This is a genomic window from Petrocella atlantisensis (assembly GCF_900538275.1).
In the GTDB taxonomy this organism is placed as follows: Bacteria; Bacillota; Clostridia; order Lachnospirales; family Vallitaleaceae; genus Petrocella; species Petrocella atlantisensis.
Genome location: NZ_LR130778.1, coordinates 723,624 through 742,231, shown reverse-complemented (window position 1 = coordinate 742,231; position 18,608 = coordinate 723,624). Strand labels below are relative to the sequence as shown.

At 37.8% G+C, this 18,608-nt stretch carries 15 protein-coding genes and 1 riboswitch; of the genes, 10 read left to right on the top strand and 5 right to left on the bottom strand.

The window, feature by feature from the left end; translation table 11 throughout:
* Positions 1-2 precede the first annotated feature (2 nt).
* Genes PATL70BA_RS03465 through PATL70BA_RS03455 form a run of 3 tightly spaced genes read left to right on the top strand, consistent with a single transcriptional unit; the run spans position 3 to position 4,446 of the window.
* A complete protein-coding gene (locus PATL70BA_RS03465; RefSeq protein ID WP_125136074.1) occupies positions 3-713 on the top strand; it encodes an ABC transporter ATP-binding protein in 711 nt (236 codons plus the stop codon).
* Entirely contained in the window at positions 710-3,067 is a 2,358-nt protein-coding gene (locus PATL70BA_RS03460; protein WP_125136073.1) for an ABC transporter permease, read from the top strand. Before PATL70BA_RS03465 ends, PATL70BA_RS03460 begins: the two co-directional genes overlap by 4 nt.
* Complete coding sequence (locus PATL70BA_RS03455) at positions 3,067-4,446, top strand: HlyD family secretion protein (RefSeq protein WP_125136072.1); 1,380 nt, start codon at positions 3,067-3,069, stop codon at positions 4,444-4,446. Before PATL70BA_RS03460 ends, PATL70BA_RS03455 begins: the two co-directional genes overlap by 1 nt.
* A 124-nt stretch (positions 4,447-4,570) precedes the next feature.
* On the opposite strand, the gene PATL70BA_RS03450 is transcribed toward PATL70BA_RS03455, so the two are convergent.
* The 4 genes from PATL70BA_RS03450 to PATL70BA_RS03435 all read right to left on the bottom strand — a co-directional run bounded on the left by PATL70BA_RS03450 (position 4,571) and on the right by PATL70BA_RS03435 (position 7,516).
* Positions 4,571-5,377: an LPXTG cell wall anchor domain-containing protein gene (locus tag PATL70BA_RS03450; protein ID WP_125136071.1), complete on the bottom strand. Its 807-nt coding sequence runs from the start codon at positions 5,375-5,377 to the stop codon at positions 4,571-4,573.
* A 133-nt stretch (positions 5,378-5,510) separates the two neighbouring features.
* Entirely contained in the window at positions 5,511-5,735 is a 225-nt protein-coding gene (locus PATL70BA_RS03445; RefSeq protein ID WP_125136070.1) for a hypothetical protein, read from the bottom strand.
* Between the two features lie 201 nt (positions 5,736-5,936).
* Positions 5,937-6,185, bottom strand: coding sequence for a hypothetical protein (locus PATL70BA_RS03440; RefSeq protein ID WP_197715784.1), 249 nt, complete (start codon positions 6,183-6,185; stop codon positions 5,937-5,939).
* A gap of 104 nt (positions 6,186-6,289) precedes the next feature.
* Positions 6,290-7,516: a BTAD domain-containing putative transcriptional regulator gene (locus tag PATL70BA_RS03435; protein ID WP_125136069.1), complete on the bottom strand. Its 1,227-nt coding sequence runs from the start codon at positions 7,514-7,516 to the stop codon at positions 6,290-6,292.
* 58 nt (positions 7,517-7,574) lie between these two features.
* Positions 7,575-7,656: riboswitch (cyclic di-GMP riboswitch) on the bottom strand.
* A 256-nt stretch (positions 7,657-7,912) separates the two neighbouring features.
* Between PATL70BA_RS03435 and PATL70BA_RS03430 the strand changes: the two genes are divergently transcribed.
* The 3 genes from PATL70BA_RS03430 (at position 7,913) to PATL70BA_RS03420 (ending at position 12,928) form a co-directional block, all read left to right on the top strand.
* Positions 7,913-9,634 (top strand): methyl-accepting chemotaxis protein, encoded by a 1,722-nt coding sequence (locus PATL70BA_RS03430; protein WP_172596082.1) that lies wholly within the window; start codon positions 7,913-7,915, stop codon positions 9,632-9,634.
* A 68-nt stretch (positions 9,635-9,702) separates the two neighbouring features.
* Positions 9,703-10,905 (top strand): tryptophan synthase subunit beta, encoded by a 1,203-nt coding sequence (gene trpB, locus PATL70BA_RS03425; RefSeq protein WP_125136067.1) that lies wholly within the window; start codon positions 9,703-9,705, stop codon positions 10,903-10,905.
* Positions 10,906-11,290: 385 nt separating this feature from the next.
* Entirely contained in the window at positions 11,291-12,928 is a 1,638-nt protein-coding gene (locus PATL70BA_RS03420) for a sensor domain-containing diguanylate cyclase (RefSeq protein WP_172596081.1), read from the top strand.
* 235 nt (positions 12,929-13,163) lie between these two features.
* Here PATL70BA_RS03420 and PATL70BA_RS03415 read toward each other — a convergent pair whose 3' ends face one another.
* Complete coding sequence (locus tag PATL70BA_RS03415) at positions 13,164-14,048, bottom strand: hypothetical protein (protein ID WP_243115958.1); 885 nt, start codon at positions 14,046-14,048, stop codon at positions 13,164-13,166.
* 361 nt (positions 14,049-14,409) lie between these two features.
* Between PATL70BA_RS03415 and PATL70BA_RS03410 the strand changes: the two genes are divergently transcribed.
* From PATL70BA_RS03410 to PATL70BA_RS03395, 4 genes are all read left to right on the top strand, one after another.
* Complete coding sequence (locus tag PATL70BA_RS03410; RefSeq protein ID WP_125136065.1) at positions 14,410-15,300, top strand: DeoR/GlpR family DNA-binding transcription regulator; 891 nt, start codon at positions 14,410-14,412, stop codon at positions 15,298-15,300.
* A 28-nt stretch (positions 15,301-15,328) separates the two neighbouring features.
* Positions 15,329-16,345 (top strand): UDP-glucose 4-epimerase GalE, encoded by a 1,017-nt coding sequence (gene galE, locus PATL70BA_RS03405; RefSeq protein WP_125136064.1) that lies wholly within the window; start codon positions 15,329-15,331, stop codon positions 16,343-16,345.
* Positions 16,338-17,090: a tyrosine-protein phosphatase gene (locus PATL70BA_RS03400; protein ID WP_125136063.1), complete on the top strand. Its 753-nt coding sequence runs from the start codon at positions 16,338-16,340 to the stop codon at positions 17,088-17,090. Before galE ends, PATL70BA_RS03400 begins: the two co-directional genes overlap by 8 nt.
* Positions 17,091-17,326: 236 nt before the next feature.
* Entirely contained in the window at positions 17,327-18,565 is a 1,239-nt protein-coding gene (locus PATL70BA_RS03395; protein WP_125136062.1) for a sensor domain-containing diguanylate cyclase, read from the top strand.
* The last annotated feature ends 43 nt before the right edge of the window (positions 18,566-18,608 follow it).

Genomic DNA, 18,608 nt, shown 5'->3' with positions numbered 1-18,608 from the left:
AAATGGATAAGGAAAAAATACTGGACGTACAAGATTTGACCAAAGAGTATCAAATGGGTGAAGTGGTGGTTCATGCTCTTAGAGGTGTGAACATGGAGCTATATGCTGGTGAGTTTGTAGTTATTTTAGGACCCAGTGGATCCGGAAAAAGTACCATATTAAATATCATCGGTGGTATCGACACCCCAACAAAGGGGAAAGTGAATTATAAAGGGACGGAAATTGGTGAACTCGATGAAAAAGCTTTGACCAAGTATCGACGTGAAGCCATAGGTTTTGTGTTTCAGTTTTATAATCTGGTACCGAATCTAACGGCGAGAGAAAACATACTTCTGGCATCGGAGCTATCGGATGAAGCCATTTCAGTAGATGATTTACTAAAAGAAATCGAACTTGAGGACCGTGGCAACCATTTTCCTTCTCAATTATCAGGTGGTCAGCAGCAAAGGGTAGCCATAGCAAGAGCTGTGGCAAAGAACCCTGCCATACTCTTATGTGATGAACCAACGGGTGCGCTTGACGTGACCACGGGTATCGGTGCCCTTAAGGTATTACGTTCCTTTAACCGAAACTATAAAAAGACAGTGGCCATTATCACCCATAATAAGTCTATTGGTGATATGGCGGACCGGGTCTTTTATGTTAAAGACGGTGTTATTGAAAAAGTTGTCGTAAATGAACATCCGATGAATCCGGAGGAGGTGAACTGGTGATTCTTTTTAAGAAAGCCATTCGTTCCATGTTGCGGCATAAGAAAGCATATATCTCCTGTATTGTATTGATGGCTTTAGGTGTCTGGACCTATGCCACTATGAATACCGCTTTATTGGAGATTGAAAAGGGAAAAGACGGATATTACAGCGAACAACGTCTAGGAGATGCTTTTGCCAGTGTTGCTCAAATCCCAAAAACGGCATTAACCCATCTTGAGGCCATAGAGGGTATTGACCAGGTTGACGGCAGAATTGTAGAGACTTTCCGAGTGATGATGCCCGATCACCCGGATGATGTTATTAAACTTAAGACCATTTCGACAATAGTGGACACCAATGATAGAAGGCTCAATGCTTATGTTAAGGAGGGCAATGATCTTCGTTCAATAGAAGACATCCTTATCGGTCATGATTTCTATCAGGCTTATGATTTTGTACCGGGTGATCGTATAACCTTGATTATTAAGCAAAGAACTTATGATTTTACGGTACAGGGATCTATTTACTCACCTGAATACGTTTATATTGTTGAAAATCTAAACGAATTTTTCTCAGATACAACAAAGTATAATATAGCTTATATGGACGAAGTGGCTCTGATGAGTCTTCTTGGTATGGAAGGTCTATACAATGACTTATCTTTTTCCTTCGAGGAAGGCTATGATTATGATGATGTCAAAGATGAATTAGAACATGCTTTGAAAAAATATGGTTTAATCGAGCTATATGAACGGGACGATCTTTTTAGTTATTTAATGTTGGAAGAGGAAATATCCAGCGGAAGATCCATGTCCACTACCTTCCCTATGACTTTTGTTGCAATGGCTGGGGTGGTTTTATACCTTATGCTCAAGCGTATTATTGAACAGGACAGGACACAGATTGGAACCCTTAAAGCTTTTGGTTATGCCAATACGACTATTTTATATCATTATATATTCTATGGATTCGTAACCGGTCTTATAGGTGCTATCGTCGGCTTACTCATAAGTTTGGCAAGCATTGGACCCTATATACAGTTTTATTTGGATTATTACAAAATGCCAATAGGCACCGTAGTGACGGATTATCGATATTATTATGTGGGCGGTATGATGTCGATTGTAGGTGGTAGTATAGGTGCTTACTTTGGTGCGAAAAATGTGGTAAAGCTTAAACCGGCAGAAGCCATGCGACCTAAAGCACCAAGACCTATAAAAAAAGACATTACCCAAGTGTTACCTTTTCTAAAACATATTCTAAACAGTAGAGGTTTTATGGCTGTTCGGAACATTTCCCGTAATAAGGTTAGGTCGGGTTTTGTGGTACTTGGAATTGTTTTTTCCTACAGCATGATGGTTATGATCGGCATGATGAATGGTTTTGTAGACATGATGTTTTATAATCAATTCACCCATGTGCTTAAGTATGATGGAGAGATTGTACTTAATGAATCTGTACCATATGCTCAAGGTGTTCAGTCGGCTATGGCTATGGAACAGGTGGCGTATGCTGAAGGAATACTGACCTTACCGGTTATGATGAGCAATGGTTTCAAAAAAACAGGTACAGAACTGGTGGGGATTAAGGAAGGGAACTATCTATACAAGCTCTATGATGATGAGCGTCACTTCAATTTGAAGTTGAATAAAGACGGTGTTTTATTAGGTAGTATACTGGCAAAAAACCTTGATGTTAATAAAGGTGATAAAGTGCTCTTATCCAGTCCTTACTTGTCTCAAGACCAGGAACTCTATGTTACTGATGTGGTCAGTCAAAGCATTGGTTCTAGTGCTTATATTGACTTATCTCTTTTAGGGGAATTAACAGGACAAGACATGAAGCTTAACAGTTTGATTGTAAAGTCCGAGGATATGGATGGTATTAGAAAAGAACTTTTATATAGTGGGACCGTGCGTAAAGTGGAAAGTAAGGATAAGACCCTAGAACTTTACGAAACTCTTTTAGGTTCCTATGACTTTATGATTGTGGTTCTGCAGTTTATTGCAATTATTATTGGCTTTACCATTATTTACAACACCGCGGTGATATCTTTATCTGAACGAAGCAGAGAGTATGCCACATTAAGGGTTTTGGGCCTTCATATTAATGAAGTGAAGGAGATTATGAGTTTTGAATATTGGATTCTATGCTTTGTGGGCATTATACTAGGCATGCCATTTGCTCGGATATTGAATCGAGGATTGATTAACGCCATGGAGGTGGATGCCTTTGCTTGGCCATCAAAAATACCAACCAGCGCTTTTTTGATTGGCGCTGCAGGATGTATGTTGGCTGTGGCATTTGCCAATCTGACATCGGTAAAAGCCATAAAAAAACTAGACTTGGTTGAAGTGTTAAAGGAGAGAGAATAATGAAAAAACATATTAAACGCATCGGAATTGGACTTGTCGCTCTTTTTGTTATTGGTTATTTCGTATATGCTTATTTTCAGCCTTTAACGGTTGAGACCATGACCTTGGCTAAGGATCAGTCAGAAATTTATTTTATTGAGAAGGGTCATGTGGTCAATAACAAAGAAGTGTATTTATACCCTGCTTTGGCAGGAGAAGTAAAGGAAATTCATGTAAAAAGAGGGGATCAGGTAAGCACAGGTGATGTGTTGGCCAGTATGGATAACACGCAGATCATTCAGCAGATTATGGCTCAGGAAGAGATGATAAAAGGTTATCAGGCTCAAAAAAATGGGGCTAAAGTGGATGTCCAAGTGAGTATGGACACGATGAGACTCACGAGAGCACAGCTGGTAGGCCAATTAAATGCACTTGAGGCGGAAATAGGTACAGAGGATCAAAGAGCATTGGAAGCGATGCTGGTGGAACAAAGTAAGGAAAGATACGAACAGGGTCTTGCAGATCTTGAAAAGTATCAACGACTTCTTGAAGAAGGTATCATTGCTGAGAGTGAATTTAATGATTTTAAGATCATGGTGAATGGTTTAGAGGCGGATTATCAGATGAGTCAGGTGTCAGAATTATCAGGATCTGATTATTATAACAGTATGAAAAGTGCTATCTATGCTCAAATAAATAGTATAGATACGACATTAAAAAGAGACCGTCTAACGACGACAGAAGCCTATTATCAGTCTATGATTGATAGTGCAGAAGCAAGTCTTACGGGATTAAAAGCTCAGGCTGAACAATTAGAAATCAAAGCGCCACATGATGGGTATATTAGTGATATCATGGTGGATGGTACCAACCGTGTCAGTGGCATGGAGCCCGCATTTTTGCTTATAGGTGATGGGGTACGGGAAATACAGGTTAAGGTGAATACCAGAGACATTGAGTATGTTCGAAAAGGGGACGCTGTTGTACTCATCTATAATCGTCGTTCAGGCGAAGTGGAATTAACAGGTAAGATTACTTATGTTGCCGATAATGCTACTGTAGAGTTATCACCTCTTGGTATAGAAGAAAGAAAAGTCTTGGTCACCATTGAACCGGAGGTTAACGAATATTTAGAGACAGGCTACGAAGTGGATGTTAAGTTCATCGTTTTCAATGAACCGGATAAATTGATTCTACCCAACAGTGCCTTATACAAAAAAGATGACCAAGATATGGTCTTAGCCATTCGAAACGGCAAGGTGGAAGAGGTGGCGGTAACGCTTGGTTATGAATTGACAGGGCGAACCATCATTGAAGAAGGTCTTGAAGAAGGTGAGGTCATTGTTACCGATCTTGAAGCGAAAGGTCTTAAGGTTGGGGTGAGGGCTAAGTCATCATAGAATATACTATGAAAATGGTTTTTTATCTGGGTCCCATGAAAACCCTTCCACAGTTTGTATGAATGAATAAAAGAAGAAGGGGTTGTCCAATGTGGACAGCCCCTTCTTCTTTTATATTTTTATCTTATGAATTTCTTTTTCTAAGTACAGCACCAACACTTGTAAGTGCAACACCAATTAGAGATAATGCTTCAAGTGGAAGACCACCGGTTTGTGGTAATTCTTCATCTTCAAGAATAGCTATTGGAAGTGCTTCAGCAATAGGCTCATCTAAGATTATATCTTCGACAGGTACTATTTCAACAACAACTTCAACAGTTTCTTCCATCACTGGTTCAGGTAGAGATTCAGCGATTTCTTCATCCGGAAGTTCGATTTCAGGAATTTCTACGTCAGCAACTCTTCTTCTTCTGGTGGTTGTTGTTTCGTCATCAACGTCATCGTCATCAACATCTTCATCATCAACATCTTCGTCATCAACATCTTCGTCATCAACAACATCATCATCAACAGATATTATTGCACCAACTTCTATTAAAATATTACTTATTGCAGGTATCTGATTTCCATTGTTTAATGGAGAAACTAAATTTTCATCATTTAGTATGCCATCATAATCATATTCATAAAGATGATAATTATTTCCACCTTTTATACTAATACTTATGACATAATGTGTATCAGATTTCCACTCAAGGTATTCTTTTTCGTTACCATAAATACGATACTTAATACCCTCATAGCTATGCCACTCACCATTGCTATTGGGTTTAAAATTACCTTTTCCAGTATTACCGCTAATTTCAACAGGTTCAATGCCTTCTTTTGAAATAGGATAATCATTCATTGCATTTACTGTTACTGTACTGCTTAACATCATTAAAAATACCAATACCAAACTCAATATTTTATGCCATCTTTGTTTTTTCATAATTGATCTCTCCTTCTGAAAGTCGTTCTCCATCTATGGGACAGGTTATTTTTCAGTCTCGTTTTTTATTGGGACGTGGTTACCCTTGTGTTTTACGTTATGTCCTTATTAAACGATGATTTGCCAAATGTCTTTAAGCACTACCTTGTTCTTGTTTGTCCCAATTGCGAATCTCTTGATTTTGAACGATGGGCAGTGCGTTGTGGATGAGGTTCATCAGTTCAAGTTCACTTCTAAAGTGAATCTTTTCTCCGGTGTCAATCCAATGAATCAAGCCTTGGTAACTAAAGTGATCTTGATGATAGATTGAAACTAAGAAATTGGTACTTCTTGTTTGTTGTGTCTCTTGTTTTTTCATTTTCTAGCCTCCTATATAGGCTGTACCTATAGGAATATCTATTGCATAGAACTATTATACCAAAGCGCTGTGACATAAGACGCACACCCTTGTGACATCCTTGTGACACAGAAGGGCGCACCTGTGGCCAAAATATAAAAGGTTCAACCAGGACATTATGGTTGAACCTTTTATTAAAAAATTGAATTGAATAAAGCTAGATTATAAAGCGGTTATATGTTTGTTTTGTCCCCAGTCACGCAAGGATCTATCTTCTTCTGTCTGAGTCGAGACGGCGCTGTGTATAAGTGTCATTAATTCCAGTTCACTTCTGAAATGCAACTTTTCTCCGGTGTCAAGCCACTGAATAACACCTTGGTAGCTATAGTTTTCAGTGTGATGTATGGTAATCAAAAAATTTGTGCCTTTTATAGGTTGAGTCTTAGCGTCTTGGATTTTTTTGTGCGTCATATTTATATACCTCCTAAACAAGGATTACCTTAAAAAAACAGATGATATAGATAGTATAGCAAATGGCTGTTACAACACTGTTACATCACAAATGTTAACATACACTATAGTAATGGACCGAGGTTAACATCAGCTTTTAAACTGTCAATGTGATGAACCGATACCGATGGTGCATGGGACTCTTTTTCAAGTACGCGTTTCAAAACATTTTCAGTTAGAACTTCATCTACATCAGGGAGTAGTATAGCCATCTGCTGATCATTCCACTGTGTAAAGGTGTCACCTTTTCTTAACTGAGACATGAGTAATTCCTTTAATAGGCGTATTCGAAGGTTGCGTTGGGCCAAGGTATCTTTGCTTGAAAAATTAAATGTAAGGACACCGATGCTAAAGTCTTTACCGCTGCGTTCACTACGACGACGTTCTAATTCATAAATAGACTTAAAAACCTCTGGTTCACAATAAAAGGCATTTTCAATAGAAACTTCAGATTCAAGTACCTTCATAAGATCTTCCTCTGTATAGAGGGATTGTTGTGTCTGTAACAATTTTTTGTAAATGACTTTCATTTCATCTGAAGGCTTAATACCCATCTCTTGATCGTAGAATTCGGTTATGTAGCGATAATGATTAAAAGCTTGACGTTGCTCACCAATGGCAAGTAAGGCATCCATTAAATTGAGATGAAAGGATTCTTCGTAGATATCAATTTTGATGGCCTTTTGGCAAAGTCTTATAATGGTGTCAAAATTGCTTTGTGTCTTTAAGAGTTCGATGGCACTATATATGGCTTTGACAAAAAGCCTTCTGTAATGATTTCGGATAGGAAAAACCCAATGTTGCTCGGCGCATTCTAGTAGATAATCACCGTGATAGAGGTCGATAGCCTGGCTATATTTTTCTAGTGACACCTCAGGATTGGTGCTTTTTAAAGCATCACCTTCTTTTAAATGAGCTTCAAGAAGGTCGGCATCTAATATGACTTTGATTTGGTCATTCCATTTGTAGTAACCATTGGTATATAGAACAGTGGTTTCATCGTCATTTTTACCGTCTTCTTGTAAAGTCTGCCTGAGGCGGTGCATTTGCCTTCGAAGCGTGCTTCTAGGATCGGTGTATTCTTCATAAATCCACAATTGGTCCATTAGCGCTTCAGGTGTAAAAGAATGATCTCTATGAGTCAACATGAATTTATAAAGCTCCCATATTTTTTTGGAGGTAGAGGTAGATGTAATGAGAGAGTGACCATCTTTAACAACATCAAAATGCCCCAAAGTATAGACTGTATAAATATGTAATTGTTTGTTTTTGGTATGCTTTGATTTAGTCATAAAAGACCTCACAGAGTTATTTGTCGTAAAAAAAGTTGCATAAATTTTGAATAACAAATTTTGCAACTGAACGGTCATAGCATATGCCTTAGACTCAAGTTTTGCGACCCTATTTTTCAATAGGTGTGCCTATAATATTTAGATGGTCTATGCAAGGAGAGCCACAGGTTATATACTATATTTTAACATTATATTAAGCATCTTACCATAAAAATCTGCTGAAATTCGTAGGTAGTTCTTAGAATTAAAGTAATTAAAGTAATGAAAATACACCCGAAAAAATATATGTGTAGAATAATAGTGGAATTAGTGATAAAATTTCACGGAGGGGATTGTCTATCAGTTCCAAATAGAGAGGTCAAGAGGCCTATAATACACGGAGGTAACCAATTATTTATGAAAATTTTTCACAAAATCGGCTTTAGGCTGATAACCATTGTTTTTCTGTTAATACTCTTATGTAGTACAGCATTACAGATTGCATCCTTTAACATCATGTTTGATATGGTTAAGTCTTCTGCTATAGACAGAGCCAACAACACTAAGAACTACATAGTCAGTCAAGTGGACTTTACAACACTAGATGCTTACAATGTAGAAGCGGATCAAGACGATGCGCAATACCAAGAACTTAAAAGTCTTATGACAGGTTTAAAAGAATCCAGTGGTGCAAAATTTGTTTATATCTCTAAGATCAATGAAAAGGGTGAATGGATTTATGTGGTGGATGGCTATGAGGATGGTGAGGAATTATATACACCACTTGGTACATCCGTAGAAGAAGACTATATTGAAATCTATGAAGCATTAATGTCAACAGGTGTGGCCATGCCGGGTGAGTATGAGTCCGGAGAATATGGTAAGATGATGAGCAGCTACTATCCTGTAAAAAACGATGAAGGCGCAGTTGTGGCCGTTATTGGTACGGATTTTGATATAACTGCCGATTATGATCGGTTTATAAATGGTTTTCTTGAGGGACTTTTAATCTCGGTAGGTATTTTGGGACTCTCTCTGATTGCAATTCTATATTTTACGAAACAGCTGGTGAACCCTATTAATGCTATGGCAGAAGCATTTACAAGGATTGCTAGATTTGATCTTTCACAGGAATTCCAACATAAGGCTTTAAAGTCTGAATTGGGTATATTGCAAAGAAGCTTAAACCAGATGATTGGTAATAACAGGAAAATGATAACGGAAATCTCAGAAGTGACGAACAAAGTTATTGTTTCTTATAATGAAGTGACACAAGCGATGGAAATGTTATCGGATTCCTCTAATGAAAATTCTGTGCGCATTGGGAAGTTGTCGGATGGTGTTGCTAAAGAAGCGGAAGAAGTAACACGCGCCAAAAACCTAGGTGAACTTTTAGATGACGAAATAAACGCTATGGATGCATGTATTAGTAAAGCATCAAAAGGCATGGAAGTGCTAAAAATTAAAACAGTAGATTCAGAACAAGAACTTGAAAAATTATCAGAAAGTCTTCAAAATGCAGTTGTCGGATTTGACAAAAACACTTTGAAATTTGTAAGTCTTGAAGAAAAGTCAGGTAGTGTCGTTAATATTATAGAAACCATTAGAAGGATAGCCAGTCAGACGAATTTGCTTGCCCTTAATGCTTCGATTGAGGCAGCAAGAGCAGGTGAAGCAGGTAGAGGCTTTGCAGTGGTTGCCAATGAGATACGTAATCTAGCGGAAGAGTCGAATAAATCTGTAACAGAGATTGAAGCCATCATTGGGAGTGTTTTAAAAGATATTGATGAGGCTATGGTTACAAATAAAGACAATACAACTCTAATAAGTGGATCGACCAATAGATTAGAAGAGACTGTGACGGCTTACGGTGAACTTAAAGAATCCATGGATCATGTTATGTCAGAGATTGATAATCTGGACAAGAAATCGGATATCGTCATGATGCACAAAAATGATGTTATGGATAAGTTTGTTGTCATAAGTGATATATCTCAAAGTGCCACCTCTGAAATACAGGAGATGACAGCGCTAATTGAAGAACAAACAGCCAATACAGAAGTAGTGGTGTCAAATATGGAACAATTGAAATCAAGTGTAGAGGCAATTGGCGAAGAACTTAAGGTTTATACGCTTTGATTATCATTGAATTTGTTGCTGTGCTATGGTAGTATGATAAATAATTCAACTTATGGGAGGATGATATTATGAAACATCAATTTGGAAGGTTTGGGGGACAGTATGTTCCTGAACCCGTCATTGAAGCACTACGAGAGCTTGAAATAGCCTATGAAGCAGCCATAGTCGATGAAAGTTTTATCAAAGACTACAAGTATTATTTAAAAGAATATGTGGGACGAGAGAATCCTCTATATTTTGCAGCTAACTTAACAAGTAGACTGGGTGGGGCTAAAATCTACTTAAAACGTGAGGATTTAAACCATACAGGTGCTCACAAGATTAATAACGCTATCGGGCAGATTCTGTTGGCAAAAAGAATGGGTAAAAAGAAAATTATAGCCGAAACAGGTGCCGGTCAGCATGGTGTGGCTACAGCTACAGCGGCGGCTATGTTTGATATGGAATGTGAAATCTATATGGGTGAGGAAGATACTGTTAGACAACAATTAAATGTTTTTAGGATGGAACTTCTTGGAGCCAAAGTGGTAGCGGTTAAAGAAGGTACCAGAACCTTAAGTGATGCAGTGGATGCAGCTATTAAGACGTGGGTAGAACGTATTGATGATACTTTTTACTTACTAGGTTCTGTTGTAGGACCACATCCTTATCCAAGCATGGTACGTGAATTTCAGAAGATTATTGGTGAGGAAGCCTTGGCACAAATACAAGAAAAAGAAAATAGACTTCCGGACTACTGTGTGGCCTGTGTTGGTGGTGGAAGCAATGCTATTGGCTTGTTCCATGCATTTTTACCCTATGAAGAAGTTGGCATTATTGGTGTTGAAGCGGCAGGATTGGGCGTAGAAACAGATATGCATGCAGCAACAATGGCGAAAGGTAGAGAAGGTGTCATACATGGCATGAATACCATTTTTGTTCAAGATGATGCCGGAGCAATCAGTCCTGTCTACTCTATTTCAGCTGGCTTAGATTATCCCGGTGTAGGCCCTGAGCATGCTTATCTTAAAGACACGGACCGAGCAACTTATGTATCCATTACGGATGAAGAAGCAGTGAAAGCTTTCTTATACTTATCACAAACAGAAGGGATTATACCGGCGATCGAGAGTGCCCATGCCATAGCCTATGTTATGAAGCTGGCGCCCACCTTATCCAAAGACAAAATCATAATCGTCAACCTATCTGGACGTGGGGACAAAGATGTTCAGGCAATGGAAGCCTATATTGCAGAAAACGAAGTCAACATCGTACAAAAAGAGAAAATCTAATAAAATAAAATCGATAGATTGACAAATATTTCACTAAATCATATAATATGATTGGGTTATAAATTGGATTAAATGACACGTATGGATTTATTGTATTCGGTAAAGCCTAACCGATATGATATCTCTGGCTACTCCGGCGTACACCGCCTATAGCTACGTATGATTTGATTGTGGTTTATAACCTTTTTTAATGCTTTTATGGGACAAAGAATATTATGTTATAACATAATGCTATTGTGGATGATAAATGTATCTTCATAGTGGCGTATGCAGCAGGAAAGTAGTTCTATAGACCTATAAATAATGTCAAAAGACTAAAGAGTGTGGTATAATAGAAGGATAACTTAAGTTCAAAAGTTTGCCCCTTGTTGTTGAGGTGATGGAAATGAAAGAAAAAATAGACTATGATAAATTTAAAAATTTAATCGCCTCAATACTCTACCAAGACAAGCTGGATGATACCGTTTTGTCAGACATAGTAGGGCGTGCTCTTGTGTTTGAAAGTATGGAGAGCATGGTCCTTGATCTGTGGAAAATCAGAGAAACGATGATGAAGATAAGTGATGGAGACATTTCTTTTGAAACCGTTGGTTCAGGACCGATTTTTGAGGCTATCTCACAGCTGCTTACCAAATTAAAATACTTAAATACTCAAATGGAAGCTCTATCAGAAGGCGATTTTTCCCAAGACACAGACTATTTTGGAGAGTTTTCCAGTGCGTTTTTATTAATGAAGGAAAGGCTTTTTGAGGATATGGAAGCCCTAGAACGGGCTAGACTTGTGGAACAAGAGTTGAAACGTCATTTTAGAACGATTTTTCATATGATACCGGAACCTACAGTGATTACAACCATAGATGACTTTCGAGTATTGGACTACAACAATGCCTATTTGAGTACGAGTGGTTATACAGTAGAGGATATAGAAGCTTTAACCGATGAAAGCATCCATATTTATACCAATGATCCTGAGAAAAGAAATATTATTAAGACAATGCTGCATGAACAGGGTTACTGTGAAAACATTGAAGTGAAATTCAAATCAAAAAATGATAGAATTCGAGTTGGTTTGGTTTCGGCAAGACTCTATATGGTGGAAGATGTTGTGATGGTGGTTCATGTCATTCGGGATATAACCCTTCTAAAGGCTTATGAAAGATCGATTAAAGACAGAGAAACGCAGTTGGAGCTCATATTCGAAAATTCGCCTATCGGCATCATACAATATAACCCTGAAGGGTTGATATTAAACATCAATCAGCACTTTTGCAATTTAATAGATGCGACAAGGGAACAGTTGTTAAATCTTAATATGCTGGAACTTCCGGATGAAAACCTAGCACAAGTGATTAAAAAATCCTTGACAGGAAATACAGCTTTATATGAAGATATGTACAAGTCATCCATAACCGGTAAGGAAGTGTATGTGCGGGCGACCTTTGCTCCGGTATTTGATGAGTCCGGGGTCATGACAGGTGGTATAGGTATTGTTGAAGATTATACTGAGAGAAAAGCAATGGAAGAAGAGATAAGAAGACTATCGGTTACAGACAAATTAACACAGCTCTATAACCGTCTAAAAATTGATGAAGTACTGGAAATGGAACTTGAGAGGGCTCAGAGAACCCAGTGGCCTTTTGGAGTTATATTGCTTGACATCGACCATTTTAAACACGTTAATGATAACTTCGGTCATCAGATTGGAGACAAAACACTCTATGATTTATCAAGGTTGATGGAGAAAAGTGTAAGAGAAATTGATATATTAGGTCGTTGGGGTGGCGAAGAATTTATAATTATTGCGCCAAAAACAGATATCGAAGGTGCTAGTGTTTTGGCAGAAAAGCTAAGGAAGAAAATAGAAGCCTATGATTTTGATAAAATTGATAGGTTAACATGTAGCTTCGGTGTGGCTATATGGCAAGAAGATGAAGATCCTGCTACTGTAATTTCAAGGGTTGACAAAGCGCTGTATAAGGCAAAGTCAGAAGGACGCAATCGGGTTGCGAAAGTAATAAAATAATGGACTTCATCAGATGGTTAAGGTGCCAAAACTAAGTTTCACTAAGTTCACATACAATATATAGATTACGTTGATACATTCATAACTATATATTGTATACGAAAGTTCGACTATATAGTTTTGACACTTTAACCATAGATTAAAATAGAAAATAAAACACAAAAAAAGAAAAGGTTTGGGGCCTTTTCTTTTTTTGTGTTCTCATCTTGGGAGAGATTATTCACTGCTTAATGTACTAAAATATAGCGAGCACGATAAAGGAACATATGAATATCGCACCGGCTGGTGGGTCAATATGGGTGTCGTTGTGGCTGTTGAAGACTAGGGTAAAGACTTCTCCAACAATCATGGACAAGATACCAAAAGCCATACCGATGTAAGGATCGCCAGAGGAAACGGCAGCAAGGCCTGCAACCATGGTGATATGATGTGTCCCGGGAACAGGCAATCCCATTTCGGCAAAGATCAATGAGGCAGCACTAATGGTAAAGCCGATTGCGGCAATATTTAATGCTATGGCCATGTTGGATACAACTAATCCTAAGCCGGCCGCAAGAATGAGCATGAACAGGAAGAATTTACCTTCCGGAAAGTAGCGTCTAACATCACCTTTTGAACCATCGAAAGTACCGATGAGTCCGGTTTTGCCAAAAACAAGTCTAACAATGAGTCCGGAAATAACGACTGTAAGTGCGATGGTGTCTGTTTGAACCGCTAATACTGAAGAAAGTAAGTAATTGATTGCATAGCCTAAGGAACCGAAAATCCCACCTACCAATAATACTGTAGGGTCACCTAGACCAAACATGGGTGCCACGATGTCGGTGCCGTTGGCATCACCCATAAGCTTTTTCTTATTGGCAGCAAAAGCAACAGCGGCAACACCACCAGCAAAAGCGATATGGGGACCTAAATAGCTGCCAAAAGCGATGTCGTTAAGAATGGTGGCTTCCCCACCGGCCAATATTGTACCGATGCCCACAAGTCCGGTAAAACCTACAAAGATAAAGGCTCCCAAAGCCCCTATGGTGGCTGCAAATACGCCGCCGCCAAAACTAATTAATAAATGTAACAGTGTCATCATAATCTCCTTTGTTTCTTTATTTTCATCGGTCGTCAAGTTGAATGTTTTTCCCTCCTCTCTTAATAATGTATCAACTTGTACCGATAAATTCGTGTATAAATTTCATGGATAAATATAATGTACTATGCTTTGATATATATATTATATATAATTTGAATAAATGTCAATATCTTTTTAATATAATGTTGATATAAATTGAATATTAATGATCGAATTTATTGATATTTGATAAAATTATTAGTGATAAATCAAGCATTCAAAGCGTCCAAATCCTAATGTTACTAAGAATTGATGATTGATGATCTTCTATCCGTATCTTGAATTGATGATAAAATGATTATGAAAAAAAGAAAGTAAATGTTATAATAAGAAAGGAAATAAACATCTAGGAGGAGTTATGGATCAAATTGAACGACGCCAAGATATTATGAAAGAAATTAAAAAAAATGGTGCTGTCAAGGTAAAAGAACTGGCAAAAGCCTATAGCGTTGGAGAGGCCACAATCCGAAGAGATTTAAAACAGTTGGCCGAAGAGGATCGTCTGGTCGTCACTTATGGTGGTGCTTATTTACGTGAGATTCCAAATGATATTGCTTATAAGAATAGGGTACAATGGGTCAATAAGAACCCAGCAGCCAAATATCCCGGAGAGAGCAACAGTAATCATAGGTGTAGGTTACAACATTCGACAATGATCAAAGGGCAGGGCCAAGAACAAGTGATTCGTGAAATCATTATAGAAGATAGTATACTAAAAGATCGTTATAATAAGATTGTTGGTGAAGCTTATAACTATATTCAGGATGGTGATACCATTGCCGTTGGGAATGGCACCTTATCGGCACTTTTACTTCAAAAAATAGATTCCAAACTACGAATCAACCTCATCACACCTTCACTGACCAATGCTTTGATTGCATCGGATAAGCCTTTTATCAAAATACATGTACCGGGGGGCATATTAGATAATGACAACAAGATCTTAACAGGAAGCCAGATGGAGCTGTTTATAAGACAATTCAATATTGACAAGGTCTTTGTTGAGCCGGAAGGTATATCAAAAACTGAAGGCATTACCTTTAGTGATTATGAAGAATTAAAAGCAACCAGCTTGATGATAGAGCAAGGCAAAACAAAGATTTTATTGGTAGAAAGTTCTAAGATGAATACTTCATCATTTGCAAAACTGGAGCTGTGGCAATCCTTTGATAGCCTGATTACGGATACGAAGCCGGATGATGAGCATTGTAAGTTCCTAGATATTCAAGGTATTAAGCTGATTTGTTAATGACAAAAAGTCATGAGGAGGTTATAAAATGACAGTATTGGTTACAGGTGGTGCAGGATATATTGGAAGTCATACTTTGATTGAACTTTTGGATGCATCTATGGATGTTGTTGTGGTGGATAATTATATTAATAGTAAGCCGGAAGCATTAAATAGGGTCAAAGGTATAACGGGTAAAGACTTTACTTTTTATGAAGTGGATCTCTTAGATGAGGAAGGGTTGGAAAAGGTATTTAAAAAGCATGATATTGAAGCTGTCATTCACTTTGCCGGATTAAAGGCAGTTGGAGAATCCGTTGCCTTACCTTTAGCGTATTATCATAATAATATAACCGGTTCTTTAATACTTTTTAAGCTCATGGATAAGTATAATGTCAAGAAATTGGTCTTCAGTTCATCTGCAACCGTTTATGGATTAAATAACGTCTCTCCCCTTGTAGAAGATTTGCCTCTGAGCACAACCAACCCATATGGCACAACAAAATGGATGATCGAGAAAATCTTACAAGATATATATCAGGCTGATTCAACATGGCAGATTGTATTGTTACGTTATTTTAATCCTATTGGTGCTCATGAAAGCGGTTTAATAGGAGAAGATCCAAATGGTGTACCCAACAATCTAATGCCTTATGTTACCCAAGTCGGTATTGGAAAAAGAAATCAACTAGGTATATTTGGGAACGATTATGACACGCCGGATGGTACAGGTGTTCGTGATTATATTCATGTTGTGGACCTAGCAAAAGGCCACCTGAGTGCATTGACCTATACAACTAAGCAAGAAGGTATTGAAGCCATTAACTTAGGAACAGGAAAAGGCCATAGTGTTTTGGAGGTCATTAAGACCTTTGAAAAAGCCAATAATGTAAAGATTCCATATACCTTTCAAGAAAGACGTCCCGGAGACATTGGGACTTGTTATGCAGATGTGAGTAAAGCAAAAAAACTATTGAGCTGGGAAGCGAAAAGAAGCTTAGAAGATATGTGTAGAGACGCATGGCATTGGCAAAGTACGTGTCCGGAGGGTTATTTAAATGATTGACACGCACATACATATACTGCCGAATGTGGATGACGGTCCAGATAGGATGTCGGAATCGATTGAAATGGCTAGGACGGCCATAGATGAAGGCATTACAGAAATGATTGTTACACCCCACTATAAAAGACCGGGGTATGTAAATGAGAAAGTGCCGGATGCCTATGAAGCACTAAAAAATGAATTGATAAAACAGGACTTGGATTTAAAACTGTATAGGGGTAATGAAATCTATTTAAGTGAAGATAATGTTGTAGATTTACTGGAGAAAAAAGCGTATACCATGAATGATGGTCCTTATGTGCTGGTAGAATTACCTTTTCGTCACTATTTTCCTTTTCATGATGCGCTATTGTATCAGCTACAGTTAAAAGGTTACAAAGTTATTCTAGCCCACGTGGAACGTTATGAGGTCTTCATCAATCAGCCAAAAAAAATCAAAGAACTTATTGATCAAAACATCTATATGCAGCTAACAGGTAGCGCTCTACTAAATAGGAAAACAAGAAAAATAGGAATGAGATGGATAAGGGCCGGTTGGGTCCATTTAATAAGTACCGATGCTCATAGTAGTACAGGACGAAAACCATCCATGAAGGAAACTTACAATTGGGTGCTAAAAAAAATCGGAAGCGAGATGGCAGAACTCCTTTTTGTTGACAATCCTAGAGCGGTTATAAATGGGTATGATTTAGAAGTACCAAATCCGGAGAATCTTAAGCTCAAACATTTCTGGCAATTGGATTAAGGGGTGAGAAATATATATGAAATGGTTATTGGTAACAGGCGGTTCAGGGTTCATCCTGAAAAATTCATACCGGCCATGATACTAAAAGTTCTAAATAATCAGAGTTTGACACTGGTATATAGCTCAAAAGCGAAAATAACCCATGACAAATAATGATATTTTTTTAGAACTATGGTAAAATGTCATTACATGATTGTTGCAGATAAATAAATAACAAATTATAGTGAGGTGACCCGATGGGACGTCTAAGATCAATAGAATTGTATATTGCTATTGTTACAACCTTTACACTTGCAGTTTTAGCGGTTGCAATAACCTTTATTCTCGTTACCTTATATGATATTCAGGACCGAACCATACTCATAGCAATGGCGATAGCTATAAACACGTTGCTTATGATTATTTTCAACATATTGTTATCGGTGCGCTTCATGAAAGCAACGAAGGATTTGAAGCAAGACCTTATATTGAAGGAAATTCTCTATGATCTATTCCACCAGACGTCACTTAAACATTCCATAGATGAAACTTGTGATTTGATTCTCAAGGCAGCCATTAGAGCCATACCTTATGCCAAACGTGGTACGATTATGGATGTTACAAGTCCCAATCTTGTACAATATAAAGCCTATGAAGGTTATAGTCTTGATCAGCTCAATGGCATGCGACTGAATTTGAAAAACACTTACTTATATAAAGAGACACAAGGCAAGATGGACAGAACCATTATCATTCCGGACACGGTAAATTACATTAAGAATCAAAATAAAGCAGCTTCTGTAGATCAGATTATTAAAGAAGACAAGGATACAATTCGGTCAACTGTATGTACACCCATCGTGGTTAATGGTAAGGTATTTGGCATGTTGAACGTTGATAGTTGTAAATATGATGCATTTTCTCAGAAAGAAGTCGATACCATCGAAATATTTGCCTATGAAGTCGGCCGGATGATCCGTTATACACAAGTTATGAACGAAAATATTTATTTGTCTAGATACGATGATATGACCAAAATCTATAACAGAGGTTACTTTTATGAGCTACATAAAAAGATGTACAATAACCCGGCGATTAAAGATTATATCTTTATTGCCACGGACTTAAACAATCTAAAAGAAGTCAATGATACCTATGGTCACGGTATTGGAGATCGTTTGATTCGACATTTTACTAAAAATGTTTCAAGTCTATTGACAGAAAATTGTGTTTTTGGTCGTTATGGCGGAGATGAGTTTAATATATTATTGCCACATTGGACGAAAAATGAAGCCTATGCATTGATTGAGAAGATTAATCAAAAGCTGGCAGATGATCCGATAAAGGCCGGTGAAGATGTGATTTTTGTTTCCTACAGCTATGGCGTTGTACAATGCCCTACTGACGAAAAAGATTATAAAGAACTCATTAAGCTAGCGGATCAAAGAATGTATGCACATAAAAGAGAAATGGAAGCAGAAAGGTTTGAATATTAATACTTGGCACAATAGTGGATACATCCTATAATTAAGTGAGAGG